At 72.4% G+C, this 25357-nt stretch carries 25 protein-coding genes; 12 read left to right on the top strand and 13 right to left on the bottom strand.

What is annotated here, in order from left to right; all coding sequences use genetic code 11:
• Positions 1-210: 210 nt before the first annotated feature.
• The 4 genes from ACIOWN_RS17630 to miaA all read right to left on the bottom strand — a co-directional run bounded on the left by ACIOWN_RS17630 (position 211) and on the right by miaA (position 5232).
• Positions 211-2394, bottom strand: a complete 2184-nt coding sequence (locus ACIOWN_RS17630) for a RelA/SpoT family protein (RefSeq protein WP_401982666.1) — start codon at positions 2392-2394, stop codon at positions 211-213.
• Positions 2395-2692: 298 nt separating this feature from the next.
• Entirely contained in the window at positions 2693-3562 is an 870-nt protein-coding gene (dapF, locus tag ACIOWN_RS17625) for a diaminopimelate epimerase (protein ID WP_362357035.1), read from the bottom strand.
• A gap of 125 nt (positions 3563-3687) precedes the next feature.
• Positions 3688-4185, bottom strand: coding sequence for a hypothetical protein (locus ACIOWN_RS17620; RefSeq protein ID WP_362357061.1), 498 nt, complete (start codon positions 4183-4185; stop codon positions 3688-3690).
• A 108-nt stretch (positions 4186-4293) separates the two neighbouring features.
• Positions 4294-5232 carry a tRNA (adenosine(37)-N6)-dimethylallyltransferase MiaA gene (gene miaA / locus ACIOWN_RS17615; protein ID WP_362357033.1) on the bottom strand — a complete coding sequence of 313 codons (939 nt, stop codon included), beginning with the start codon at positions 5230-5232 and terminating at the stop codon, positions 4294-4296.
• Positions 5233-5418: 186 nt separating this feature from the next.
• On the opposite strand from miaA, the gene ACIOWN_RS17610 reads away from it, so the two are divergent.
• Positions 5419-5751 (top strand): antitoxin, encoded by a 333-nt coding sequence (locus ACIOWN_RS17610; RefSeq protein WP_362357031.1) that lies wholly within the window; start codon positions 5419-5421, stop codon positions 5749-5751.
• Positions 5752-5859: 108 nt separating this feature from the next.
• Here ACIOWN_RS17610 and ACIOWN_RS17605 read toward each other — a convergent pair whose 3' ends face one another.
• Positions 5860-6573 (bottom strand): class III extradiol dioxygenase subunit B-like domain-containing protein, encoded by a 714-nt coding sequence (locus ACIOWN_RS17605; RefSeq protein ID WP_362357029.1) that lies wholly within the window; start codon positions 6571-6573, stop codon positions 5860-5862.
• Positions 6574-6631: 58 nt separating this feature from the next.
• Complete coding sequence (gene miaB / locus ACIOWN_RS17600; protein WP_362357027.1) at positions 6632-8161, bottom strand: tRNA (N6-isopentenyl adenosine(37)-C2)-methylthiotransferase MiaB; 1530 nt, start codon at positions 8159-8161, stop codon at positions 6632-6634.
• 127 nt (positions 8162-8288) lie between these two features.
• On the opposite strand from miaB, the gene ACIOWN_RS17595 reads away from it, so the two are divergent.
• Complete coding sequence (locus ACIOWN_RS17595; protein ID WP_362357025.1) at positions 8289-9494, top strand: glycosyltransferase family 87 protein; 1206 nt, start codon at positions 8289-8291, stop codon at positions 9492-9494.
• Between the two features lie 222 nt (positions 9495-9716).
• Here the strand turns inward: ACIOWN_RS17595 and ACIOWN_RS17590 are convergent, their stop codons facing one another.
• Complete coding sequence (locus ACIOWN_RS17590; protein ID WP_362357023.1) at positions 9717-10121, bottom strand: MazG nucleotide pyrophosphohydrolase domain-containing protein; 405 nt, start codon at positions 10119-10121, stop codon at positions 9717-9719.
• A 106-nt stretch (positions 10122-10227) separates the two neighbouring features.
• Here ACIOWN_RS17590 and ACIOWN_RS17585 point away from each other — a divergent pair, with 106 nt between their 5' ends.
• Entirely contained in the window at positions 10228-11226 is a 999-nt protein-coding gene (locus ACIOWN_RS17585; protein ID WP_362357021.1) for a TAXI family TRAP transporter solute-binding subunit, read from the top strand.
• Here ACIOWN_RS17585 and ACIOWN_RS17580 read toward each other — a convergent pair.
• Positions 11216-12631, bottom strand: coding sequence for a HAMP domain-containing sensor histidine kinase (locus ACIOWN_RS17580; RefSeq protein WP_362357019.1), 1416 nt, complete (start codon positions 12629-12631; stop codon positions 11216-11218). The genes ACIOWN_RS17585 and ACIOWN_RS17580 overlap by 11 nt on opposite strands.
• Before the next feature lie 9 nt (positions 12632-12640).
• Positions 12641-13327: a response regulator transcription factor gene (locus tag ACIOWN_RS17575; RefSeq protein WP_362357017.1), complete on the bottom strand. Its 687-nt coding sequence runs from the start codon at positions 13325-13327 to the stop codon at positions 12641-12643.
• Positions 13328-13612: 285 nt separating this feature from the next.
• Here ACIOWN_RS17575 and ACIOWN_RS17570 point away from each other — a divergent pair, with 285 nt between their 5' ends.
• The 8 genes from ACIOWN_RS17570 (at position 13613) to ACIOWN_RS17535 (ending at position 20324) form a co-directional block, all read left to right on the top strand.
• A complete protein-coding gene (locus ACIOWN_RS17570) occupies positions 13613-14389 on the top strand; it encodes an amino acid ABC transporter ATP-binding protein (RefSeq protein ID WP_362357015.1) in 777 nt (258 codons plus the stop codon).
• 99 nt (positions 14390-14488) lie between these two features.
• On the top strand, positions 14489-15334 hold the full coding sequence (locus tag ACIOWN_RS17565) for a glutamate ABC transporter substrate-binding protein (RefSeq protein WP_362357013.1): 846 nt from the start codon (positions 14489-14491) through the stop codon (positions 15332-15334).
• 131 nt (positions 15335-15465) lie between these two features.
• Positions 15466-16134 carry an amino acid ABC transporter permease gene (locus tag ACIOWN_RS17560; protein ID WP_362357011.1) on the top strand — a complete coding sequence of 223 codons (669 nt, stop codon included), beginning with the start codon at positions 15466-15468 and terminating at the stop codon, positions 16132-16134.
• Positions 16131-17036, top strand: a complete 906-nt coding sequence (locus tag ACIOWN_RS17555; protein WP_362357009.1) for an amino acid ABC transporter permease — start codon at positions 16131-16133, stop codon at positions 17034-17036. Before ACIOWN_RS17560 ends, ACIOWN_RS17555 begins: the two co-directional genes overlap by 4 nt.
• 279 nt (positions 17037-17315) lie before the next feature.
• Complete coding sequence (locus ACIOWN_RS17550) at positions 17316-18917, top strand: FAD-dependent monooxygenase (protein ID WP_401982663.1); 1602 nt, start codon at positions 17316-17318, stop codon at positions 18915-18917.
• A 98-nt stretch (positions 18918-19015) separates the two neighbouring features.
• Positions 19016-19102, top strand: a complete 87-nt coding sequence (locus tag ACIOWN_RS17545) for a putative leader peptide (protein ID WP_348638505.1) — start codon at positions 19016-19018, stop codon at positions 19100-19102.
• 146 nt (positions 19103-19248) lie between these two features.
• Complete coding sequence (locus ACIOWN_RS17540; protein WP_362357059.1) at positions 19249-19905, top strand: cysteine dioxygenase; 657 nt, start codon at positions 19249-19251, stop codon at positions 19903-19905.
• Entirely contained in the window at positions 19902-20324 is a 423-nt protein-coding gene (locus tag ACIOWN_RS17535; RefSeq protein WP_362357005.1) for a rhodanese-like domain-containing protein, read from the top strand. The genes ACIOWN_RS17540 and ACIOWN_RS17535 overlap by 4 nt, the downstream gene beginning before the upstream one ends.
• Before the next feature lie 112 nt (positions 20325-20436).
• Here ACIOWN_RS17535 and recX read toward each other — a convergent pair whose 3' ends face one another.
• Both recX and recA read right to left on the bottom strand, forming a co-directional pair.
• Complete coding sequence (gene recX / locus ACIOWN_RS17530; protein WP_362357003.1) at positions 20437-21300, bottom strand: recombination regulator RecX; 864 nt, start codon at positions 21298-21300, stop codon at positions 20437-20439.
• A 3-nt stretch (positions 21301-21303) separates the two neighbouring features.
• Positions 21304-22419 carry a recombinase RecA gene (gene recA / locus ACIOWN_RS17525; RefSeq protein WP_362357001.1) on the bottom strand — a complete coding sequence of 372 codons (1116 nt, stop codon included), beginning with the start codon at positions 22417-22419 and terminating at the stop codon, positions 21304-21306.
• Positions 22420-22829: 410 nt separating this feature from the next.
• On the opposite strand from recA, the gene ACIOWN_RS17520 reads away from it, so the two are divergent.
• Positions 22830-23750 (top strand): aminoglycoside phosphotransferase family protein, encoded by a 921-nt coding sequence (locus ACIOWN_RS17520; RefSeq protein WP_362356999.1) that lies wholly within the window; start codon positions 22830-22832, stop codon positions 23748-23750.
• A 93-nt stretch (positions 23751-23843) separates the two neighbouring features.
• Here ACIOWN_RS17520 and ACIOWN_RS17515 read toward each other — a convergent pair whose 3' ends face one another.
• Both ACIOWN_RS17515 and ACIOWN_RS17510 read right to left on the bottom strand, forming a co-directional pair.
• On the bottom strand, positions 23844-25070 hold the full coding sequence (locus ACIOWN_RS17515; RefSeq protein WP_362356997.1) for an AI-2E family transporter: 1227 nt from the start codon (positions 25068-25070) through the stop codon (positions 23844-23846).
• A 60-nt stretch (positions 25071-25130) separates the two neighbouring features.
• A complete protein-coding gene (locus ACIOWN_RS17510) occupies positions 25131-25325 on the bottom strand; it encodes a DUF3046 domain-containing protein (RefSeq protein WP_362356995.1) in 195 nt (64 codons plus the stop codon).
• Positions 25326-25357 lie beyond the last annotated feature (32 nt).

Below are 25357 nucleotides of genomic sequence, written 5' to 3'. Positions count from 1 at the left end.
CGCCGAGAGCCACGGAAGCGCGGGGGCGCGCCGGGGCACGGGGGTGTACCTGAAGCGCGGTGGTGCGGGGCGGCGCGCGCTTACCGAGGGCGGACGCCCCGGACACGCGGGCGGCGAGCCGGCGTGCGGGCGGCGGGCTCGACGCGCGGACGGCGGGCCGGACACATGGTCAGCAGCCCGGCGCCACGCGCGAAGAAGGACGCGCGCGGCTCACAGCCCCGGCGGTTGAGGCTGCGTCCGGCTCACGTCGTAGACGCCCGGGACGCTGCGCATGGCGCGCATCAGGGCCGGGAGCCCGGCCGCGTCGGGGAGTTGGAGGGTGTACGTGTGGCGGACGCGCTGCTGTGCCGGCGGGGCCACGGTGGCGGAGATGATCTCGACGCCCTCGAGGGCGATGGCCTCGGTGAGGTCGGCCAGCAGATGGGGGCGGCCGAACGATTCAGCGAGCAGCGTCACACGGCACGCCGTCGTCTCCCCCCAGTGCACGCCGAACTCGGCGCGCCCCGCGCTCCTCATCCGCGCGACCGCCGCGCACTCCAGGCGGTGCACCGTCACCACTCCCCCGCGCACGGCGAAGCCGGTGATCCCGTCGGGCGGCACAGGTGTGCAGCAGCCCGCGAGCCGTGCGGCCGTGTCGGGCCTGCCGGCGACCACGACACTCGCCGTGCGGGGCCCGAAGGCGGTCCTCACGGCCGGCCCGGCCGCCGGGACCGTCGCGGCGGAACTGGCGTGCGCGGAGTCGCCCGCGGCAGGTGCGGCGTCCGCGTCGGCGTCCCCGACGGCGTCCTGGGCCCGGTCCACCGCGGACTGGCGGGTGGCCAGCCTGCGCTGGATGGCGATGCGGGCGGCCGGGGTGTGGGCGTGGTCCAGCCATTCCCGGGAGGGCTCGGAGGCCGGGTCCTGGCCCATCAGGAGCTGGACGCTGTCGCCGTCCTTCAGGACGGTGCTCAGGGTCGCCAGGCGGCCGTTGACTCGGGCGCCGATGCACGCGTGCGCGTCCTCGCCGTACTGGGCGTACGCGGCGTCCACGCATGTGGCGCCCTCGGGCAGGCCCAGGGTTCCCCCGTCGGGCCGGAACACGGTGATTTCGCGGTCCTGGGCGAGGTCCTCGCGCAGGGTGGACCAGAAGGTGTCGGAGTCCGGCGCGGCCCGCTGCCATTCGAGGAGGCGGGAGAGCCAGCCGGGCCGGGTGGGGTCGGCACGCTCGCCGTCGCTCGTGGTGTGCTCCTCGGCGGGAGGGGCGTAGGGGTTGCCGAGCGCGACGACCCCGGCCTCGGCGGCCTTGTGCATCTGGTGGGTGCGGATGAGGACTTCGATGACCTGTCCGTCCTCGCGGGCGACGGCGGTGTGCAGCGACTGGTACAGGTTGAACTTGGGTACCGCGATGAAGTCCTTGAACTCCGAGACGACGGGCGTCATACAGGTGTGGAGTTCGCCGAGGACGGCGTAGCAGTCGGCGTCCTCGTTCACGAGGACCAGCAGCCGGCCGAAGTCGCAGCCGCGCAGCCGGCCGCGCTTGCGGGAGACCCGGTGCACGGAGACGAAGTGCCTCGGTCTGATGAGCACTTCGGCGGGCACGTCGGCCTCGCGCAGCACTCCGCGCACCTGCTCGGCGACCTCGGTGAGCGGGTCGCCCGGCCGGCCCGCGTTCTCCGCGATCAACTCGCGCGTGTGCGCGTACTCCTCGGGGTGCAGGATCGCGAAGACGAGGTCCTCCAGCTCGGTCTTGAGCGCCTGCACGCCGAGCCGTTCGGCGAGGGGGATGAGGACGTCCCGGGTCACCTTGGCGATGCGGGCCTGTTTGTCCGGGCGCATCACGCCGAGGGTGCGCATGTTGTGCAGCCGGTCGGCGAGTTTGATCGACATCACGCGGACGTCGCTGCCGGTGGCGACGAGCATCTTGCGGAAGGTCTCGGGCTCGGCGGCCGCGCCGTAGTCGACCTTCTCCAGCTTGGTGACGCCGTCGACGATGTAGCGGACCTCCTCGCCGAACTGCTCGCGGACCTGGTCCAGCGTCACGTCGGTGTCCTCGACGGTGTCGTGCAGCAGGGACGCGGTCAACGTCGTCGTCTCGGCGCCGAGTTCGGCGAGGATGAGGGTGACGGCGAGCGGATGCGTGATGTAGGGCTCGCCGCTCTTGCGCATCTGGCCGCGGTGCGAGGACTCGGCCAGGACGTAGGCGCGGCGCAGCGGTTCGAGGTCGGCTTCGGGGAAGTGCGCGCGGTGGGCCTCGGCCACGTGACCGATGGCGTCGGGCAGCCGGTCGCGGGCGGTGGGGCCGAGCACCGCGGCACGGCCGAGCCGGCGCAGGTCGATCCGCGGGCGGGCCCTGCGCCGGGGCCCGGCGGGAGCCACCGGGCCCGGGGCCGCAGGATTCGTGGCATCCGCACTCATGGGCACCTCCGGCTGCGTGGACCGGCGGACGGGGCGCCCCAGGGCGTACTCGGCACAGGGGTTGGCGACGGATCCCCCGTCCGGGCCGGTGATTGATGCTACCGAGCCCAGCACGCTCGACCGGCCGTCTCCCGGCGAGCGTGAAACGGATCACCCAATCGAGCGATGGCCAGGATGTTTACGGTTTTCAGTCACCGGACAGGGGACGCGCCGTGGATTCGCTGCCCGTTTCCGCCTCCGGGCATACGTATGACCTTCCCATGGGCCGCCAGGGCTACGATGCCCAGCCGACCGGCCGTCAGCCGACCGCTGTTTCCAGCCACTTCGCGTCGATCACGCCCTCCGCGACGATCACCGCGGGACCGGTCATCTCGATCTCGCCGTCCGGCCGCTCGGTGATCACCAGCGTTCCGCCGGGCAGGTCCACCGTGTACGTCGCCGGGGCCCCGGTGGCCGCCGGGTCAGCACCGTCGCGCCGGGCGGCCGCCACGGCGACGGCGCACGCGCCCGTACCGCACGAGCGGGTCTCGCCCGAGCCGCGCTCGTGCACGCGCAGGGCGACGTGGCGGGGACCGCGGTCGACGACGAACTCGACGTTCACGCCGTCCGGGTAGGCGGAGGCCGGGCTGAAGGGCGGCGGCGCGAGCAGTTCGCCGGCGTCGGCGAGGTCGTCGACGAAGGCGACCGCGTGCGGGTTGCCCATGTTCACGTTGCGCGCGGGCCAGCTGCGCTCGCCGACGGTCACGGTGACGTCGCCTTCGGGGAGGGCCGCCCTGCCCATGCCGACGGTGATGTCCCCGTCCTTGGCGATGTGCGCCGTCTTGACGCCCCCGCGCGTGGCGATGGCGAGGTCGCCCCCCGTCGTGTGTCCGGCGTGCTGGAGGTAGCGCGCGAACACCCGCACGCCGTTGCCGCACATCTCCGCTACGGAGCCGTCGGCGTTGCGGTAGTCCATGAACCACTCGGCCTCGGCCGCCATCGCGCGGGCCTCGGGATGCGCGGCGGAACGTACGACGTGCAGCACCCCGTCCCCGCCGATGCCGGCGCGGCGGTCGCACAGGGCGGCGACGGCCGCCGGGGACAGCTCGACGGCGTTCTCCGGGTCAGGGACGATCACGAAGTCGTTCTCCGTGCCGTGGCCCTTGAGGAAGGGGATGCGCGTGCTCATGGCTCGATCGTACGGGGTCGCTGAGACAGCCCCGTGATCACGTTCGTCGGCCGGCAGCCGGCGATCACGCGCGTCGGGGGCCGCGGTACGAGAGGGACCGGAGGACCAGGCCCGAACGAGAGGCTTCAGCGCAGGCGCGCGACCCGCCAGACGGCGAGCACCACGACCACGGCGACGACGACGACGTACGCGCCGATCACCCGCCAGTCCAGGCGCCGCCCGGAGCCGCGGGGCGGCAGGCCCGGCCAGGTGTAACCCACACGGCGGGCGGCCATCATGCCCCAGCCCGCCGAGCAGGAGCAGATCAGCAGCCCCAGCATGGCGATCACGGCGCCGTTGTCGCCGTCGAAGGCGAGCGGGAAGGCGAACATCAGCGAGCCGACGACGGCCAGGCCCACGATCGGGGCCAGCTGCCAGATGCGCAGCCGCCGCTGCGGGCGCAGTTCGACCTCCACCTCGGGCCCGGGGAACATCTCCTCGGGGCCGGGGCCGTCCGCGGTCACACCGCCCTGCGTCTCGTCGGGCCCGTCGGGGCTCAACGAGCCCTCCTCCGGTTCCGCGCCGCCGCGCTCCACGGTGATGCGGTCGATGTCTTGTGCGGTGTCGCGAGGGCCGGCCTCCATCGCCACGCGCCCTCCCAACTAGGACTTCACTCGGTCGATCCGAGCTTGATGATGGCACGGCGCCGGAGGCCTGGATGACGGCCTGGGCGTCCCGATGCCATGACGTGATCAGGCTGTAACCGGTCGTTCGACCAACGCCAGGGCGAGATGCGGAAGTTCCGTGAGATCCGCCGCGGCCCCGCTCAGCCAGTGCACCCGGGGGTCGCGCCGGAACCAGGAGTCCTGACGGCGCGCGAAGCGTTTCGTGGCGCGTACGGTCTCCGCGCGCGCCTCGTCGAGGGTGCACTCCCCCGCGAGCGCCGCGAGCACCTGCTGGTAGCCGAGCGCACGCGCCGCGGTACGCCCCTCGCGCAGGCCCCGCGCCTCCAGCGCGCGCACCTCGTCCACGAGCCCCGTCTCCCACATGCGGTCGACCCGGCGCGCGATGCGCTCGTCGAGTTCGGGGCGGGCCACGTCGACGCCGATCTGGACGGTGTCGTAGACCGAGTCGTGGCCCGGGAGGTTCGCGGTGAAGGGGCGGCCGGTGATCTCGATCACCTCCAGGGCCCGGACGATCCGGCGGCCGTTGCTGGGCAGGATCGCCCGCGCGGCCTCCGGGTCGGCGGCGGCGAGGCGGGCGTGCAGCGCCCCGGAGCCGCGCAGCGTGAGTTCGTCCTCCAGGCGCGCGCGCACCTCGGGGTCGGTGCCGGGGAACTCCAGGTTGTCGACGGCTCCGCGGACGTACAGGCCGGAGCCACCGACCAGGACCGGCCAGCGTCCCTCGGCGAGCAGCGCGTCGATCCGCTCCCGGGCGAGCCGCTGGTACTCGGCCACGGAGGCCGTGACCGTCACGTCCCAGATGTCGAGCAGGTGGTGGGGTACGCCTCCGCGCTCCTCGGGCGTCAGCTTCGCGGTGCCGATGTCCATCCCTCGGTAGAGCTGCATGGAGTCGGCGTTGACGACCTCCCCGCCGAGGCGCTGGGCCAGAAAGACGCCGAGATCGGACTTTCCGGCCGCGGTGGGGCCGACGACGGCGATGACGCGGGGGGCGGGGGGTGCGCTGCTCACCGCACCAGTCTCCCAAACCCCGCGGGCGGTCCCTCGCACGAGTCGTGTGACGGCAGGTGAGGGGGTAGGACGAGTAGGGTACCGAGTGAGTATGGACGCTTTTGCGCGACTCCTTCGGAGGTCGAAGGAGCGGAGGGGCCTCGACCGCCGGGGAGCAGGAATCCGCCCCGTCAGGGAAGGTGAACCATGGGTCTGCTGGACAACATGAAGGCCAGGATCGGCCCGGCGAAGGAGAAGGTGTCGGACCTCGCCCAGCGCCACGGGGGAACGATCGGGCAGAACCTCGACAAGGCCGCGAAGGTGGTCGACGAGAAGACCAAGGGCAAGTACAGCGACAGGATCCACGCGGGTACGGGCAAGGCCAAGCACGCGATGGACCGGCTCGCCCACAAGGGCGGGACGGGCCCGGAGACCCGCACCGCCCCTGAGCCGGGCACGAGCCCGGACCCGGGCACCGGCACGGCGCCGGGCGGCGCCGCCGCGCCGACGCCGCCGGAGGGACCGCCGCCCACGTCCTGAGGGGCGACGGCGGACGGCCGGGAGGCCCTGGGCCTCCCGGCCGTCCGCCGTGTGCGCCGTGTCCCGGTCATGACCAGGACGTGCGCCGCGTCCCGCTCGGAAGCAGGCTCACGACCAGGCTGCGACCAGGTACCCCACTCCGTACGGTGCGTCGTCGTGGAGCAGGGTGCCCAAGAGGCCGGCGTCCTCGGCCGCGCCGGCCAGTACCTGCCAGGTGGCCCGGCCCGACACCTTTAGTTCGTGCGCCAGAACAACGTCCAGCGCCATGAGAGCCGACGTGTCGGCCTCCCCCAGCGCTCGGGCGACGCCCGCGTCGAAGGGTTCGGCCCGTTCGTCGAGATAGCCCGGCGCCTTGAGCGTGCGCCGCGCGCTGCCGTCGCCCATCACCAGCAGCGCCACGCGGTCGGCCCGCGCGGCGAGATCCCGGCCGGCCGCCGCACACCGCTCGGGCGTCAGTGACTCCTCCACGCCCAGTCCCTCGACCGGGGCGTCGGACCAGCCGGTGCGCTCAAGGAGCCAGGAGGCGACGGCGAGCGAGGGCGGCAGCTCGCCCCCGGACCCGGTACCCGTGTCCCGGCCGAGCCGTACCTCCAGGTCCACGCCGAAGCCGCGGAACGAGCCCCTGGCGCCCTCCGGTTGGGGGCCGCTCCCGGAGGCCTCCACGGGTCCGACGACGACCAGCAGGTCGGGCCGGGCGGCGGCGAGCACGCCCAGCGCGTGCGTGCAGGCGGCCCGGGTGGAGTCCAGCTCGGGTGCGGCTCCCGCGGCCACCTCGGGCACGAGGAGGGGCGGGCAGGGGCAGACAGCGGCGGCGACAAGCATGATCCGCAGCGTAACGCCGCCGGCCGGCCGGACGTCGGCCGGCCGACCCCGGCCGGGGTCAGTCGCAGCCGCAGCCGCTGCCCGCGGCGACCGGAAGCGGCTCCGGCGCGCCCACCTTCGGGAGGCCGAGCATGACACCGGCCGGCTTGGCGGCCTCGGCGGCGTTGCGCTTCTCCCAGGCGTCGCCCGAGCGCGTACGGCGCACGTCGAGCACCGGGCCCTCGGCGAGAAGGTGGTGCGGGGCGGCGTAGGTGACCTCGACGGTGACGACGTCGCCGGGGCGTACGTCCTGCTCGGGCTTGGTGAAGTGGACCAGGCGGTTGTCGGGGGCGCGGCCGGAGAGGCGGTGGGTGGCGCCGTCCTTGCGGCCCTCGCCCTCGGCGACCATCAGCTCCAGCGTGCGGCCGACCTGCCTCTTGTTCTCCTCCCAGGAGATCTCCTCCTGAAGCGCGACCAGCCGCTCGTAGCGCGCCTGGACGACCTCCTTGGGGATCTGGTCCGCCATCTCGGCGGCCGGGGTGCCCGGGCGCTTGGAGTACTGGAAGGTGAACGCCTGCGCGAAGCGCGCCTCGCGCACCACGTGCAGCGTCTGCTCGAAGTCCTCCTCGGTCTCGCCGGGGAAGCCCACGATGATGTCGGTGGTGATCGCGGCGTGCGGGATGGCGGCGCGGACCTTCTCGATGATCCCGAGGTAGCGCTCCTGCCGGTAGGAGCGGCGCATCGCCTTCAGCACCGTGTCGGATCCGGACTGCAGCGGCATATGCAGCTGCGGCATGGCGTTCGGGGTCTCGGCCATCGCGGCGATCACGTCGTCGGTGAAGTCGCGCGGGTGCGGCGAGGTGAAGCGGACCCGCTCCAGGCCGTCGATGTTCCCGCAGGCCCGCAGCAGCTTGCTGAACGCCTCGCGGTCGCCGATGTCGGAGCCGTAGGCGTTGACGTTCTGGCCGAGCAGGGTGATCTCGGAGACGCCCTCGGCGACCAGGGCCTCCACCTCGGCGAGGATGTCGCCGGGGCGGCGGTCCTTCTCCTTGCCGCGCAGCGCCGGGACGATGCAGAAGGTGCACGTGTTGTTGCAGCCGACGGAGATCGAGACCCAGGCCGCGTACGCGCTCTCGCGCCGCGTCGGCAGCGTGGAGGGGAACGCCTCCAGGGACTCGGCGATCTCCACCTGCGCCTCCTGCTGCACGCGGGCGCGCTCCAGCAGGACGGGCAGCTTGCCGATGTTGTGCGTGCCGAAGACGACGTCCACCCAGGGCGCCCTCTTCACGATGGTGTCCCGGTCCTTCTGCGCCAGGCAGCCGCCGACCGCGATCTGCATCCCGGGCCGCTTCGCCTTCTGCGGCGCGAGGTGCCCGAGGTTGCCGTACAGCCGGTTGTCGGCGTTCTCCCGGACGGCGCAGGTGTTGAAGACGACGACGTCGGCGTCGCCGTCCGCTCCCTCCGGCGCCCGCACGTAGCCGGCATCCTCGAGCAGGCCGGCCAGCCGCTCGGAGTCGTGGACGTTCATCTGGCACCCGTAGGTGCGGATCTCGTAGCTCTTGGGTCCTTGAACGTCCACTGCGGGGCTCCGGTCGCTGCTGCTGGTCATGCAACAAGGGTAGGTGGTCCCGGACAGCCCCGGGACGGCCACCGGCCGGAGGGCTTTGCGTCCGCGTGACGGCGACACGACCGGCCACTTCCTCCCACAGGTGCACAACTCACCCAGAATGACACGCGTGACGGAGCTTCGTGACGCCCTGCGGGCACCCGTGCCGGACGTGCCCCCGACCGCGGTGCTGCGTGCGTGGCTGCTGCGGCCTGCCGGTCCCGTCCCGGTCGCCCTCCTCGCCGTCGTCCTGTTCGCCCGTGCCGCGCGCGTGGCCGTCGCGTTCACCGGGGGAGGCATGGACAACGCCTTCGTCGTCCATGCCGGGCAGGTCTGGCTGGCCGGTGGCGCCCCGTACGCCGACCGGCGTTTCCTCTACCTGCCCAGTGCCGTGCTGTTCGCCGCCGGACAGGCCGCACTGCCGGCGCCGGTGGTGCGCGTCGCCGCGCCGATCGCCTGCGTGGCGCTGATCGCGGGCGGGTGGTGGTGTGCGGTACGCCTGTTCCGGGTGCCGGCGCGCAGCCGGTTCGCGGTCCTGGGGCTGCTGGCGCTGGTGCTGTGCTGGGCGCCGGTGGGCCATCTGGTGAACCTGGGGAACTGGACGGCGGTCGGCGCGCTGGCGCTGCCGCTGGCGCTGCTGCTGGCCGACCGGGACCGCTGGGACCTGGCCGGAGTGGTCCTGGGTCTCTCGGTGGCGGTGAAGCCGCTGCTGCTGCCCGTGGCCGTCCTGCTGGTGCTGGCCCGGCGGTGGCGGGCACTGGCCTGGATGGTGGCGGTGCCGCTGGCCCTCTCCGCGGGCGCGGCCCTGATCATGCCGGACCCGGGCGGCTTCTTCACCCGCACCCTGCCCTTCCTGCTCAGGGGCGGGGACGGTCTGATGCGGCCGTTCGACGCCTCCCTGCCGGCGGTGCTGCCGCGGCTGGGACTGCCGTCCGTACCGGCCGCGGCGGTGGCCCTGGCCGCGGCGGCGGCCGGGGTGCTCTGTGCCCGGCTGCGCTGGCGGCGCGGCGTTCCCGGTCCCGCGCGGCTCGCGGACACGGCCGCGCTGCTGATGCTGGCCTCCTACCTGGTGTCCCGGCCGTCCTACGACCACTATCTGGTCGTCGTGGTGCCGCTGCTGGTCGCCGGCGCGCTGGAGGCGGACTCGGTGACGCGTTCGCCGTGGTTCTGGGTCGCGCTCGTCCCGCAGGTGCCCCAGTTCACCTTCCCGCACCTGGACGCCTCGACCCGCAGGGCCTTCAAGGACGCGGCCACCCTGTCCATGCTGGCGCTGGTACTCGCGGTGCGGTGCGCCCGCCCCTCACCGCGGCTGCCCGCCGAGTCCGGGCTTCCGTAGGGCGGTCGCGCGCTGCGGGCGCCGCTCGGCACCCCGGCACTGCCGCGGAGCGGTCACACGCCGTCGGACGCCGCCGGGCCCCAGCCCCCACCCCGCCCACCCCGCCCACTCGGCCGGCTCGGGACCGCCGTGGAACGCCGCGTGCCCTCAGGCGCCGCCGGGAATCAGCCTCGCCGGCGCAGCACGGCCGGCTCGGGGCCGCCGCAGGACGGCCGCAGGTCCTCAGCCCCCCTCGGGGGCCCAGCCCTGCCGGCGCAGTACGGCCGAGACGTCCGGGGCCACGTAGTGCTCACCCTTGAGCACCTTGCCGTCGGCGCGGCGGGCGATCCGGCCGTCCGGGCCGAGCTTGGTCATGTTGGCGCGGTGGATCTCGGCGATCACCTCGTCGAGGTCGATGCCGTGCACGAGGGCGGTGCCGTACGCCACGTACACGACGTCCGCCAGTTCGTGCGCGAGCCGGTCGAGCGGGCCGCCGACCGAGACCTCCGCGACCTCGGCCGCCTCCTCGGCGAGCAGTTCCCCGCGCTGCGCGGCCAGCTCCGGCGGCACCCGGGTCGGCGTGGGACGGGCGTCGAGCCCGAAGGCACGGTGGAACTCACGGACCAGATCGGCGGGCGAGGAACTCATACCGCGAGGGTAGCCGCCGGCCCGGACGCCACCGTCCGTCCGCCTGACCGGCCGCCAGGCCACCCGCCCCTGGTCAGCACGGCGTACCACTGGCAGGATCGCGCGCATGCCTACGCTGTTCCGCCGCATCGGACGACGCCGCGGCCTCCAGGGCACGGCCGCCGGGGTCGTGGTCCTCGGGCTGCTGCTGTGGTGGGTGCTGCCCCTGGGCGAGGCACCGCCGAGCGGGACGATCACCTTCAGCACGGGAACCCTGCGCGGGGTCTACCAGGAGTACGGCGTGCGGCTGCGCACCGCGTTCGCCAAGGACATGCCGGATCTGAAGGTGCGGCTGCTGACCAGCGACGGCTCCCAGGAGAACGTCGCGCGCGTGGCGACCGGCCGGTCCGACTTCACCATCGCCGCGGCGGACGCGGTGGAGACGTACGAGGTGAACCACGGCCCGGGTGCCTCGCGGCTGCGCGGTGTGGCCCGCCTCTACGACGACTACGTGCAGCTCGTCGTCCCGCGCGACTCGCGCATCCGCTCCGTGGCCGACCTGCGCGGCAAGCGGGTGTCGGTCGGGCCGCCGGAGTCCGGGGTCCGGCTGATCGCCGAGCGGGTGCTCAGGACGGCCGGGATCGACCCGGAGACGGACATCCGCCCGATGGGTGACGGCATCGGCACCGCCCCGGACCGGCTGCGGCAGGGCGATCTCGACGCGTTCTTCTGGTCGGGCGGGCTCCCGACGGATGGTCTGCGGCGGCTGGCCGAGCAGTTCCCGTTCCGTTTCGTGCCGATCGAGGCCGATCTGGTGGCCAGGCTGCACGCCGAGGGCGGCGCCACTCGCTACTACCGCGCAACCAACATGCCGGAGTCGGCGTACCCCTCGGTCCAGAACGGCGCGACCGTGCCGACGATCGCCGTGTCCAACGTGCTGATGACGCGCGAGGACATGGACCCGAGGCTGACGGAGTGGGTGACCCGCACCGTCATCAAGAGCCGCGACGGCATCGGTGCCCACGTCCACTCCGCCCAGCTCGTCGACCTGCGCACCGCGATCTACACCGACCCCCTGACGCTGCACGAGGGCGCGCGGCGCTACTACCGCTCGGTCAAGCCGTAGGCGCCGACCTCGGCACGGTCACGGTCACCCGCAGTCCGCGCGGCTCCTCCACCCGGTGCCGGGCGTAGGAGATCGAGCCGCCGCCCGCCGCGAGCAGGGCGCGGGAGATGGACAGACCGAGGCCGGAGCCCTGGATGTTCTGGTGGCGTCCACTGCGCCAGAAGCGGTCGCCGACGCGCGCGATTTCCTCGTCGGTGAGGCCGGGGCCATGGTCGGCCACGACGACCGTCGACGTGTCGCGGTTGAAGGAGACCGTCACCTCGACGCTCTCGCCGTCCGGCGTGAACTTCACCGCGTTGTCGATCACCGCGTCCAGCGCGGACGACAGGGCCACGGGGTCGGCCCAGGCCGTGGTGGCCGGGCAGTCGCCGGCCAGCCGCACCCCCTTGGCCTCGGCGGCCGGTGCCCAGGCCGCCACCCGCTCGGCGGTCAGCTCCCCGATGTCGATGAGCCGCAGATCCGGCTCCGCGTGCTCGGCGAGAGCCAGGTCGAGCAGGTCGTCCAGGACCTGGGCGAGGCGCTTGCCCTCGGTGCGCACCGAGGCGATCTCCTCGTTGCCCTGGGGCAGTTCGAGCGCGAGCAGCTCGATGCGCAGCAGCAGCGCGGAGAGCGGATTGCGCAACTGGTGCGAGGCGTCGGCGACGAAGGCGCGCTGCTGCTCAAGGACGTCCTCGACGTTGTCCGCCATCTCGTTGAACGACCGGGCGAGCCGCCGCAGTTCGGGCGGCCCGCCGGCGGCCGCCACCCGGGACTTCAGCCGCCCGGTGGCGATGTCGTGGGTGGTGGCGTCGAGGATCCGAACGGGCCTGAGCACCCAGCCGGTCAGCCGCAGCGCCGCGCCGACGGCGAGCAGCATCGCGGCGATCTCGCCGGTGCCGACGAGCAGCCAGCCGTGCAGGGTCCGCGAACGCATCTGCCCGGTCGGCGAGTCGGTGACGACGACCGCGACGACGTCACCGTCCCGGATGACGGGGGAGGCGACGACGAGCCGGTGGCGCTGCCAGGGCCAGACCTGCTCCGGATCGTGGCTGCGCCGGCTCAGCAGCGCCTCGTCGAAGGCGTCGCGCACCTCCCCGCGCGCGGGCAGCGACCAGTCGTCCGGTGCGTTGGCCATCGGGACCCCGGTCCGGTAGAAGACGCCCGCCCGGATCCCGTAGACCCCGTGGTAGCTGCCGAGTTCGCGACGGAGGGTCTCCAGCCGCTCGTCCGGGACCGTGCGCCGGGGGCCGCTGGTCCCGTCCGTGACGAACTGGGCCAGGGCGGCGAAGCGCGCGGAGTCGTCGATGCGGTCCACGACCGCCTTCTGCTGCTCGGCGCCCGCGACGCTGACGGCGAGCGGAACGCCCAGCGCGAGCAGGACGGCCGCCATCAGGACGATGAGCAGCGGCAGCAGACGTGAGCTCACCCGTCCCCGCTAGGCGGCCGGGGCGACGAGGCGGTAACCGACGCCGCGCACGGTCTCGATGAGCGCCGGCGTGCGCAGCTTGGAGCGCAGGGAGGCGACGTGCACCTCCAGGGTCCGCCCGGTGCCCTCCCAACTGGTCTGCCACACCTCGCTGATGATCTGCTCCCGACGGAACACGACGCCGGGGCGCTGGGCGAGCAGCGCGAGCAGGTCGAACTCCTTGCGGGTGAGCTGGACGACCGCGCCGTCCACGCTGACCTGCCGGGTGGGCAGTTCGACGAGCACCGCGCCCAGGCGCAGGATGGTCTCCCCGGCGGCGTTCGCGTCCTCGTGAGCGGTGCGGCGGCTGACGGCATGGATACGGGCGAGCAGTTCGCCGGTGTCGTAGGGCTTCACCACGTAGTCGTCGGCGCCGAGGTTGAGGCCGTGGATGCGGGAGCGGACGTCGGAGCGGGCGGTCACCATGATCACGGGGGTGCTGGTGCGCTTGCGGATCCTGGCGCAGACCTCGTAGCCGTCCTGGTCGGGCAGGCCCAGGTCGAGCAGGACCACGCCGAAGCAGGCGCTCTCGGGGACGAGGGCCTGGAGGGCCTCCTCGCCGCTGCGGGCGTGGGTGACGTCGAACCCGTGCCGCGCCAGGACCGCGGACAGGGCGGCGGCGACGTGGTTGTCGTCCTCGACGAGGAGCAGTCGCATTCCGGCCCCCTCCGGTTCATGAGTCGTACGGTCACAGCCTGTACACGTCGTGCATGCGCGCGTGTGCACCATGGCAGTGACGCTGATGGACGAGGACGGCGTCAAGAGGCTTCCGGTTGCGCACCCTGTGTCGTTATCCAGCCGGTACGCGCCCCACCCGCCGCGCTACGACATGTACACGGCCGCTACCGGATCGTGATGCTCAGATCTCCCTCAGATGTAATGACGCTGGTCGCATCGGTCATTACTGTCCCCCGAAACCGAGGAGGACGGAGCCTGAAAGCGATGACCGAAGTATCGATGGCCAAGGAAGACGTGGCCTCGACCGCCGATCTGGTCGTCCTGAAGAGCGTCAACAAGCACTTCGGCGCGTTGCACGTGCTCCAGGACATCGAGCTGACGATCGCCCGCGGCGAGGTCGTCGTGGTCATCGGGCCCTCCGGGTCCGGGAAGTCCACTCTGTGCCGCACCATCAACCGTCTGGAAACCATCGATTCGGGCAGCATCACGATCGACGGCAAGCCGCTGCCGCAGGAGGGCAAGGAGCTGGCCCGGCTGCGCGCCGACGTCGGCATGGTCTTCCAGTCCTTCAACCTCTTCGCACACAAGACTGTGCTCGAGAACGTGATGCTCGGCCAGGTCAAGGTCCGCCGCACGGAGAAGGCCAAGGCCGAGGGGCGGGCCCGCGAGCTACTCGACCGGGTCGGAGTGGGCGCGCAGGCCGACAAGTACCCCGCGCAGCTCTCCGGCGGCCAGCAGCAGCGCGTGGCGATCGCGCGGGCGCTGGCCATGGACCCGAAGGTCATGCTGTTCGACGAGCCGACCTCCGCGCTCGACCCGGAGATGATCAACGAGGTGCTGGAGGTCATGCAGCAACTCGCCCGGGACGGAATGACGATGGTCGTCGTCACCCACGAGATGGGCTTCGCCCGATCGGCCGCGAACCGGGTGGTCTTCATGGCCGACGGCCGGATCGTCGAAGAGGCCACGCCCGACCAGTTCTTCAGCAACCCGCGCAGCGACCGGGCCAGGGACTTCCTTTCGAAGATCCTGCACCACTGACGCGGCGGCCCGCCGGTGGCGCCGTGGGCCACCGGCCCCGCGATCGCGCCGTCGCCGTCCCGACCGCTTCTCACCTCCTCAACACCGAAGGAAGTTCACATGAAGCTCCGCAAGGTCACCGCCGCCTCGGCCGTCGTACTCGCCCTCGCCCTCTCGGCGACGGCGTGCGGCTCGAACGACAAGAAGGACGAGGGGTCCTCGGGCGGTGGCGGCAAGATCAAGGTCGGCATCAAGTTCGACCAGCCCGGCCTGGGCCTGAAGCAGCCCGACGGCTCCTACGCCGGATTCGACGTGGACGTGGCCACCTACGTGGCCAAGGAGCTCGGCTACAAGGCCGACCAGATCGAGTGGGTCGAGACCAAGAGCGCCGACCGTGAGAACGCGCTGGCCCGCGGCGACGTGAAGTTCATCGTGGCCACGTACTCGATCAACGACGAGCGCAAGCAGAAGGTCGACTTCGCCGGGCCGTACCTGCTGGCCCACCAGGACCTGCTGGTCAAGGCGGACTCGGACATCTCCAAGGGCACGGACCTCAACGACAAGAAGCGGAAGCTGTGTTCCGTGGTCGGCTCCACCTCGGCGCAGAACGTGCAGAAGTCGATCGCCCCGGACGCCCAACTGCGTGAGTACGGCGGCTACTCGGAGTGCGTCGCCGGCCTGCAGAGCGGCGCCGTCGACGCGCTGACCACCGACGACTCGATCCTCGCGGGCTTCGCCTCCCAGGACAAGTACAAGGGCCAGTTCAAGCTCGCCGGGCTCAAGCTGAGCAACGAGAACTACGGCATCGGTGTCAAGAAGGGCGACACCGCGACCGTGGACAAGATCAACTCCGCGCTGGAGAAGATGGTCGGCGACGGTTCGTGGGATTCCGCGATCAAGAAGAACCTCGGCCCGGCGAACTACAAGAACGAGCCCGCCCCGAAGATCGGCGACATCGTCAAGTGACCCGGTTCGTCCGGTAAGCAGGGATCCGCAGGCCTCGCAGGGTTCCACGGGCGCGCCGCCGCCCGCCGCGCTCACGGCGGCGGCGCGCCATGCCCTCCTCGTACGCCACACACCCGGAAGCGCGGGAGATCGTGTTCGACTTTCTTCAAGATTACGACGTCCTAGGGGCGTTCTGGATGACGGTGAAACTCACCGCCCTCTCCGCCCTGGGCTCGCTGGTCTGGGGCACCCTGCTGGCCGCGATGCGGGTCAGCCCGGTTCCGGTGATGCGCGGCTTCGGCACCGCATACGTCAACATCTTCCGGAACACCCCCCTGACGGTGCTCATCGTCTTCACCTCCATCGGCCTCGCCGACACCTTCGGGGTGACGATGGGCGCATCCGACGACTTCAAGGTTCAGGGCTTCCGGCTGGCGGTGCTCGGGCTCGTCGCCTACCACGCGGCCTTCGTCTGCGAGGCGCTGCGCTCCGGCATCAACACCGTGCCGGTCGGGCAGGCGGAGGCGGCACGCGCGATCGGGCTCAACTTCAGCCAGTCCCTGCGCCTCGTCGTGCTGCCGCAGGCGTACCGCGCGGTGATCGGACCGCTGGCCAACGTACTGATCGCACTGACCAAGAACACGACCGTGGCGGCCGCGATCGGCGTGGCCGAGGCCGCCTATCTGATGAAGACGATGATCGAGAACGAGGCCCAGACGCTCGCCATCGGCGCCGTCTTCGCCCTCGGGTTCGTGGTCCTGACCCTGCCCGTCGGCCTTTTCCTCGGCTGGCTCGGCAAGCGCCTGGCGGTGAAGCGATGAGCTCCGTTCTGTACGACGCCCCCGGCCCCCGGGCCAAGCGGCGCAATGTCGTCCTCTCGGTCGTCTTCGCCGGCCTGCTCGCGCTGCTCATGTGGTGGGTCTGGTCGAAGATGAACGACAAGGGCCATCTCAAGTGGGACCAGTGGCAGCCCTTCACCACCTCCGCGGCCTGGACGACGTACCTGCTGCCCGGTCTCGGCAGCACCCTGAAGGCCGCGGCGCTCGCCATGGTCATCGCCCTTCCGCTGGGCGCGGTCTTCGGCATAGCCCGGCTGTCCGACCACCGGTGGATCCGGGTTCCGGCCGGTGTGGTGGTCGAGTTCTTCCGGGCGATCCCGGTACTGCTGCTGATGCTGTTCGCCTACGAGTTCTACGTCCGCTCCACGGGCATCGCCAGCGAGGAGCGCCCCCTCTACGCAGTCGTCACCGGCCTGGTGCTCTACAACGCCTCGGTTCTCGCCGAGGTCGTACGTGCCGGCATCCTGGCCCTCCCCAAGGGGCAGACGGAGGCCGCCTACGCGATCGGTCTGCGCAAGGGCCAGACGATGAGCAGCATCCTGCTCCCGCAGGCGGTCACCGTCATGCTGCCGGCCATCGTCAGCCAGCTGGTCGTCATCGTGAAGGACACCGCGCTGGGCGGCGTGATGCTCAACTTCACCGAGCTGCTGAACACCCGCAGCACGATCGCGGCCAACTACGCCAACGTCATCCCCAGCTTCATCGTGGTGGCCGTCATCTTCATCCTGCTGAACTTCGCCCTCACCAGCTTCGCGAGCTGGCTCGAGCGCAGGCTGCGCCGCAGCAAGCGCAGCACCGGCGTCGTCCTCGCCGCGGACGAGGAGGAGGTCAACCCCGCCCAGACCGGTGGCACCTACGGAACGGGTGCGGGCGGTTCGATCTGACGGATGGTCCAGCGGTTCTTAGGCACCCGACGGGGGTACGGCGGCCTGTTGCCGCCGCACCCCCGTCGGCGTAGGGCGCCGCAATGGGGCACAGCGGCCGGCCGCGCACACGAGCCGCCGCACGGCGCACGCCACCGCGCACCTGGAGCACCGGCGTGCGTCCCGCTTGACCGGCTGGCGCCCAGTCTGTTGCATACGTTCTGTGATCGTGCACCGTACTCCGGCTTTCTGTTCACCTGTCACCTCCAGGACACCGCTGCTGGCAGGAGGCGTCGCGCCGTGGATCCGGTGATCGTTGTCGGAGCGGGGCCCGTCGGGCTCACGCTCGCCCTGGCGCTGGCGCGTCAGGAGGTGCCGTCCGTCGTGCTCGACGAGGGCTCCGGCACGGACGCGCCGCGTGCCGCGCGCACGGTCGTCCTGCGCGAGGACACCACCGCGCTCGTGGAGCGCCTGGCCGGTGTGCCGCTCGGCGGGGCCGGCCTCCGTTGGGCCGGATGGCGGTCGTTGCGGCGCAAACAGGTGATGCACGAAGTCGCCTTCGACGACGCCGAACCCGCACCGCTGCACATCGCCCAGCACGTCCTGACCGGCGCCCTGCGCGCCGCCGTCGCCCGCGAACCGCTGATCGAACTCGCCGTGGACAGCCGGCTGGACAGCATGGAGCAGGAGACCACGGGGGTCACCGCCCACACCCGCGGCGCGGGCGGCACATGGTGGCGCGGCAGTCACCTGGTCGGCTGCGACGGCCCGCGTTCGACCGTGCGCAAGCTCCAGGACATCCGCTTCCCCGGCCGCACGGCCGTCGAACGGCACGCCGTCGCCGCGGTGCGCACCGAACTGCCCCATCCCGGCGAAGCGTTCCTCCACCGGCTGCCGCCGTGGCGGACGACCGGCCCGTTCGCCGGGGAGATCGCCGCCCGTCCGCTCCCGGACGACGTGTGGCGGCTCGACTGGCTCCTGCCGCCCGGCAAGGACCTGGTCACACCCGAACTGCTGCTCGCCCGCATCCGGGAGACCCTCACCGGCTGGACCGGCGACACCTCGCCGTCGTACGAACTCCTGGACACCGGCGTCCACACCGTCCACCACCGGGTGGCGCGCCGCTGGCGCGCCGGGCGGGTCTTCCTCGCCGGGGACGCGGCGCATCTGCTGGGCGCGCTCGGCACCCAGGGTCTCGACGAGGGCCTGCGGGACGCCGACAACCTCGCCTGGAAGCTCGCGCCGGCCTGGCACCACGGGCCGCACGAGGCACTGCTGGACAGCTACCAGACCGAGCGGCGCGCCGTCGTCGCCGCCCGGCTGCGCGCCGCCGACCAACTGCTGCCGGTACTGCGCGGGGGCGGCGGGCTGCGCTCCCTCGTGCCCGGATCCGGCCGCGGAAACGACGCCCTGCTGATGGACGGCCATCTGGGGCGCGGGCCGCTGGGCGCGCCGGGCGCGTACACCGACTCGCCGCTCACGCCCCCGCCCCTGGACGGCGAGGTCCTCGTGGACACGCCGGCCGGCTCCCCGGTCGCCGACGTGGTGGTGACCGCGGAGGACGGCTCCTTCGTGCCGCTGAGGGACCGGCTGGGCCGGGGCGCGCTGCTGGTGGTGCTGATCGCACCGGGTACGGGGGTGTGGGAGCGCCGGCACTGGCTGAGCGCCGGCATCATGCCCCGGCTGGCCGCAGCAGTGACCGCGCTGCCGCACCCCGCCGAGTTGCTGGTGGCCGAGAGCTACCCGGGCGCCGCCCCCCACACCGTCCTGCTGGTACGGCCCGACGGGCATCTGGTCACCGCGCTGAGCGGGGTGCGCCCGGCCGACCTGTACACCGCCGCGGAGACGGCGCTGGGCGGCGCCGAACGCGCCGAGGACCGTGCCGAGGCGGGCGCGCGCTGACCGCGGAGCCCTGTGGACCGCACGCGGACCGTCCGTCGCGCGGTCCACAGAGTGAGGGCGAGTTGACCGGTCAGGACCGCCATGGTCTACTCCCGAACGTGACCGACACCGATGTGCGCCTGTGGCGGAGGGTCCATATGGACCTCGTCCGCTATGCGGGCTGCGTGTGTCGTCCGGCCTGTTGAACTCGCCTCCCCTCACCCGGCGCGCGCCGCCCGATCCGCACATCCCCGTACGCCATACGTCCGTACCCTGTGCCGCCGCGCGCCCTCCGCGAACGCTCTTCAGGACGGTGTACGTGTCTGTCTCGCCCCTCGGGTCCTCGGCTCCCGTGTCCCCTGCTCCCGAACTCTCCCCCGCCGACTCCTCCCCTGCCGGGCCCTCGCCCGCCGAGTCCTCTCCCAGCGGGTCTGCTCCCGCCGTCTCCGCGTCCTCGGCGTCCTCGGCGTCCTCGGCGTCCTCGGCGTCCTCGGCGTCCTCGGCGTCCTTCGAGCAGGCGCCGACTCAGGCGGAACTCCTCGACTTCGTGCGGCGCACCGCCGCCGACGCCGAGCTGATCGCCTCGCTTCCGCTCGACCCGGAGGGCCGCACCTGGGTGCGCCTGGACGGGCCCGGCGGCAGTGAGGCGTGGCTGATCGGCTGGCCGCCCGGCACCGGCACGGGCTGGCACGACCACGCCGACTCGGTCGGCGCCTTCGTCACCGCCGCGGGCGAGCTGAGGGAGAACTCGCTCGCCGCCCGGCTGCCGACCGAAGGCTGGCGGACCCTCGAACTCACCGACGGCGTCGACCGCGAACGGCGGCTTCCGGCGGGGCGGGGACGTTCCTTCGGACGCCACCACGTGCACGAGGTGTTCAACGAGTCCACCGGCCGGCACGCGGTCTCCGTGCACGCCTACCACCCGCCGCTGTCCCGCATCCGCCGCTACAGCCGTACCGAACAGACCCTGCGCCTCGAGCAGGTCGAGCGCCCGGAGGACTGGCAGTGAGCACATCTCAACCACCCGTCGGAATCGACGAGTTGCTGGAGCGGGTCCGCCGGGGCTACGAACGCGTCGAGGCGCGCGAGGCCCACACGGCCGCCCGGGCCGGAGACGCCCTCCTGGTGGACATCCGCTACGCCGCTCTGCGCACGAGGGACGGTCTGATCCCGGGCGCCCTCGTCGTGGAGCGCAACGAACTGGAGTGGCGTCTCGACCCGCTGGGCAGCCATCGTGTCCCCGAGGCCACCGGTCACGACCTGCGCGTGGTCGTCGTCTGCAACGAGGGCTACGCGTCCAGTCTGGCGGCCGCGTCCCTGCACCGGCTGGGGCTGTTCCGGGCAACCGATCTGGTGGGCGGCTTCCAGGCATGGCGCTCGGCCGGACTGCCGGTGACGCCGTGGGACGGCCGCGTGCAGCCGTCGTAGAGGGACGCAGGCGCAGGGGGAGTCGCACGCCTGGGCCTGCGGGCCCACGAGCGCTCGCACCCCGTGGTGTCGTCCGTGCCTCTCCGCGCCGGACGCCCCGGCGGGCGCCGGCTCAGTAGCCCTCGTCGGCGAGGAAGTCCGTGTCCTCGCCCTCCTCCTCCAGTGCCTGCCGGACCACGCGCAGGGCCAGGCCCTCGGGGTAGCCCTTGCGGGCGAGCATCCCGGCGAGGCGGCGCAGCCGTTTGTCGCGGTCGAGGCCGCGGGTGGAGCGCAGCTTGCGGGCGACGAGATCGCGTGCGGTGGCTTCCTCCTGCTCGGCGTCGAGCCGGCCGACCGCCTCGTCGATCAGTGCCGTGTCGACGCCCTTGGTCCGCAGCTCCCGGGCGAGGGCACGCCGGGCCAGTCCGCGTCCGTGGTGCCGGGACTCCACCCAGGCGTCCGCGAACGCGCCGTCGTCGATCAGCCCGACCTCCTCGAACCGGGAGAGGACCTCGTCCGCCGCCTCGTCCGGGATCTCCCGCTTGCGCAGGGCGTCCGCGAGCTGCTTGCGGGTGCGCGGGGTCCCGGTGAGCAGGCGCAGGCAGATGGCGCGCGCCCGCTCCACCGGGTCCCCCGGAGGCTCCCCATGCCCCGCCCTCGACAAGGAGGAGGTGCCCCCGTCCTCGGCGGACGCCTCGCCGGGGCCGCGCCGACGGCCCCCGCGTCCACCGCGCGGCCCACCGTCACGCGAGCCGCCCCGGCGCGCACCACCCACGGATGGCCCACCCGCGCGGCGCTGTCCACCGCCGTCCCCGGGCACACCACCGCCCGGCTCGGCCTCCCCGTACCCGCTGTCTCCGTACCCGCCGTCTCCGTACGCGCCGTCTTGGTCCGCGCCCGAGCCGAGGGCGTCCCCGGTGCCCCTCCCCCGTGGGGCACCGAAGGCGGCGTACTCGTCCGCGTGCTCGTACTCGGCCCAGTCGGTTCGCCGTGTCACGGGTCAGCTCTTGGCCGAGGCGGCCTTGGGCTTGGTGGCCTTGGCGGGCGCCGCCTTGGCCGTGGCGTCCGCGGCGGCGGTGACCGCGGCGTCCGTGCCCGGCTCCGTGGTCGGCTCCTCCGGCCGCACGCCGACGCCCAGCTTCTCCTTGATCTTCTTCTCGATCTCGTTGGCCAGGTCGGGGTTGTCCTTGAGGAAGTTGCGCGCGTTCTCCTTGCCCTGGCCGAGCTGGTCGCCCTCGTACGTGTACCAGGCTCCGGCCTTGCGGACGAAGCCGTGCTCCACGCCCATGTCGATCAGACCGCCCTCGCGGCTGATGCCCTGGCCGTAGAGGATGTCGAACTCGGCCTGCTTGAAGGGCGGCGCGACCTTGTTCTTGACGACCTTGCAGCGGGTCCGGTTGCCGACCGCCTCCGTGCCGTCCTTCAGGGTCTCGATACGGCGGATGTCGATGCGCACCGAGGCGTAGAACTTCAGCGCCCGGCCACCGGTCGTGGTCTCCGGCGAGCCGAACATCACGCCGATCTTCTCGCGGAGCTGGTTGATGAAGATCGCGGTGGTCTTGGACTGGTTGAGCGCGCTGGTGATCTTGCGCAGGGCCTGGCTCATCAGCCGGGCCTGGAGGCCCACGTGGCTGTCGCCCATCTCGCCCTCGATCTCCGCGCGCGGGACGAGCGCGGCGACGGAGTCGATGACGATGAGGTCGAGGGCGCCGGAGCGGACCAGCATGTCCACGATCTCCAGGGCCTGCTCGCCGTTGTCCGGCTGGGAGAGGATCAGGTTGTCGATGTCGACGCCGAGCTTCTTCGCGTACTCGGGGTCGAGGGCGTGCTCCGCGTCGACGAACGCGACCTGGCCGCCCGCCTTCTGCGCGTTCGCCACCGCGTGCAGGGTCAGGGTCGTCTTGCCGGAGGACTCCGGTCCGTAGATCTCCACGACACGGCCGCGCGGCAGGCCACCGACGCCGAGGGCCACGTCGAGCGCGGTCGACCCGGTCGGGATGACCTCGATCGGCTCCTTCGACCGCTCGCCCATGCGCATGACCGCGCCCTTGCCGAATTGTCGTTCAATCTGTGCGAGCGCGGCGTCGAGCGCCTTCTCGCGGTCGGTTCCTGCCATGGGTTCCACCCGGTTTGCTTGTGTCGATCGCTTCACGTCAAAGACGCTAACGCCTGCCACTGACAATGCGCCCCGACGCACGTCCGGCCTGTGGATAACTCAGGCACTTCTCCCCCCGAACCGGGGCGAAATCCCTTCCGTCGGGCCTTGCCGGAGCTTCCATGAGAATGGATGTTCGATTTCCATGTCAAGCGCGCCGAGCGGCAGCGGAGCGGTCAGGACGCCGCCCGGCTAGTGCTGTGACCGGAAAGGTTTGCCGGAAAGCTCGCGGCGTCCGGTGCGGTGCATCGCAAGGCGGAGCATCGCCCGTGTACTGGATGTACTCGGGTGATGCGACAACGCGGCGAAGTGCCGTGCCGGACGCCGCGAGCCGGTGAACCTTTCCGGTCGCAGCACTAGCGTGGCTCCGCATGACCCACACCGAGATCGCGATCACCGCGGAGCTGGTCCGGGATCTGCTGCACGACCAGCATCCCGACCTGGCCGATCGCCCCTTGAGGCTCGGCGCGCGCGGCTGGGACAACCAACTGTGGCGGCTCGGCGACGACCTCGCCGTCCGACTGCCCTGGGCAACGCGGTCGGCGGACGCGTTACTGCGCAAGGAGCACGCCTGGCTGCCTTCCCTCGCCCCGCGCCTTCCTCTGCCGGTCCCCGTCCCGCAGCGCCTCGGCGAGCCCTCCGCGCGATTTCCGCGGCCCTGGGTCGTCACCACCTGGGTGCCGGGCACTCCTGCCGACCTCGCCCCCGCCACGCGCCCCGCGGAGGCGGCCGACGCCCTCGCAGCCTTCCTCTCGGCCCTTCACCGACCCGCCCCCGACGAGGCGCCCACCGGCCGCTTCGGCCGCGGCAGGCCGCTGGCCGACCGCCCCGACTCGTTCGCCGAGCAGCTCGCCACGGCCACCGGGCTTGGGCTGGTCCCCGACCCGGACGCCGTCCGGGCCGTCTGGGAGGATGCCGTCCGCGCGCCCGACTGGGCGGGCCCGGCCCTGTGGCTCCACAGCGACCTGCATCCGGCCAACGTCCTCACCGCGGACGGCGCCTTCTGCGGCGTGATCGACTTCGGCGACCTCTGCGCGGGCGATCCGGCCTGCGACCCGGCCGCCTCCTGGCTGCTGCTGCCGGAGGGCGCCGTCGACCGCTTCCACGGCGCCTACCGGCCGGCCGCGGACACCGCGACACTGCGCCGCGCCCGCGGCTGGGCCGTGCTGCAAGCCCTCAGCTGCGTCCTCATCGGAGATGCCGGCACCCACGGCCGCCCCGGCGGCAAGCCGACCTGGGGCCCACCCGCGCAGGCCGCGCTGAGACGCCTCGTCGCAACAGCTCACCACTGACCGAGGAGCGAGCCGATCGCGCCGAGCGCCGCGACGCCTGCCGAGCAGGCCCTGCCGAGTAGACCCAGCCGCGCACGCCCCGCCGAGCAGGCCCTACCGGGCCCGCCACATCCGGCGCGCGCGGTCGAGCAGGCCCGGGACCGGGCCGCGTCCGCGGTGGCCCTGGACGCGGGGGTCGTCCATGACGGCGTACCGCTTCACATAGGCGCCCAGGAAGGCCTGGAGGGTGGCGACCGCGGGAATGGCGATCAGCGCGCCCACCGCGCCGAGCAGGGCGGTGCCGGCGATGACCGAGCCGAAGGCGACCGCGGGATGGATGTCCACGGTCCTCGCGGTCAGCTTGGGCTGCAGCATGTAGTTCTCGAACTGCTGGTAGACCACCACGAAGACCAGCACCCACACCGCGTACCAGGGGTCCACCGTGAAGGCGATCAGCATCGGCAGGGCGCCCGCGAGATAGGTCCCTATGGTCGGGATGAACTGCGAGACCAGGCCCACCCAGACACCGAGTACGAGCGCGTACGGCACTCCCAGGGCCTGGAGCAGGACGTAGTGGGCGATCCCCGAGACGAGCGCCATCAGGCCGCGCGAGTACAGATAGCCGCCGGTCTTGTCGACGGCGATCTCCCACGCCCGCAGAACCTCCGCCTGGCGGGCGGGCGGCAGCAGGGAGCAGATGGTCCGGCGCAGCCGCGGACCGTCTGCGGCGAAGTAGAACGAGAACAGGGCGATCGTCAGCAGCCGGAACAGGCCCCCGAGCACCTGGGCGGACACGTCGAGCACACCCGCGGCGCTGTTCTGCGCGTACGTGCGCAGCCAGTCGGAGTGGAGCAGGCCCTCCTGCACGTCCACCCGTCTCAGCTCGGTGTGGAACGTGGAGTTGACCCAGTTGATGACGGAGTCGAGGTACTCGGGGAATCCCTCGACCATCTTGATGATCTGCCCGGCGAGCATCGAGCCGAGCAGGACCACGAAACCCGCCGAGGCGATCGTCAGCCCCAGGAAGACCAGGAAGGTCGCGAGCCCCCGCCGCATCCCGCGGGCTGCCATGCGGCTGACCGCGGGCTCGATGGCGAGGGCCAGGAAGAACGCGATGAGGGCGTTGAGGAGCAGGCCGGTCAGCTGGTGGAAGGCCCAGCTGCCGAGCTGGAAGGCGGCGACGAGGCCGATCGCGAGCACCATGGCGCGCGGCAGCCAGCGGGGCATGCGGGCGCCCGCCCCGGCGGCGCCCCCGGCCGGTTCCGGAGACCGGGGAGGCGGCGTCGTAGCGGACGGGGACGCGGGCGGGGCCGCCTGGCCGGTCTCGTCAGTGGGTGCCACGGTGCAAGTCTCGCCGACGCCACTGACGGCCCGGCACCGGACCATGCCTCTCGTGGCCGGTCAGTGCCTCTCCTGCGGAACGTTCATGACCCGGCACACGACGCGCCACACGTCCTTCGCGTCCCAGCCGGCCGCCAGCGCCTCGTGCACCGTGCGCCCGCCGAGTTCCGACATCACGTGATCGCGCGCGAAGGTGTCGGCGTACCCCGCGCCGAAGTGCTCCGCCATCCGCTCCCAGAAGACCGTCAACCGCATGATCCCAGTATCCCGCCCCTGCGGGTGACCTC

The sequence above is a fragment of the Streptomyces sp. NPDC087787 genome, from assembly GCF_044743035.1.
GTDB lineage: Bacteria > Actinomycetota > Actinomycetes > Streptomycetales > Streptomycetaceae > Streptomyces.
The sequence above is the reverse complement of the archived record's forward strand: the minus strand, read 5'-3'. Positions and strand labels throughout refer to the sequence as shown.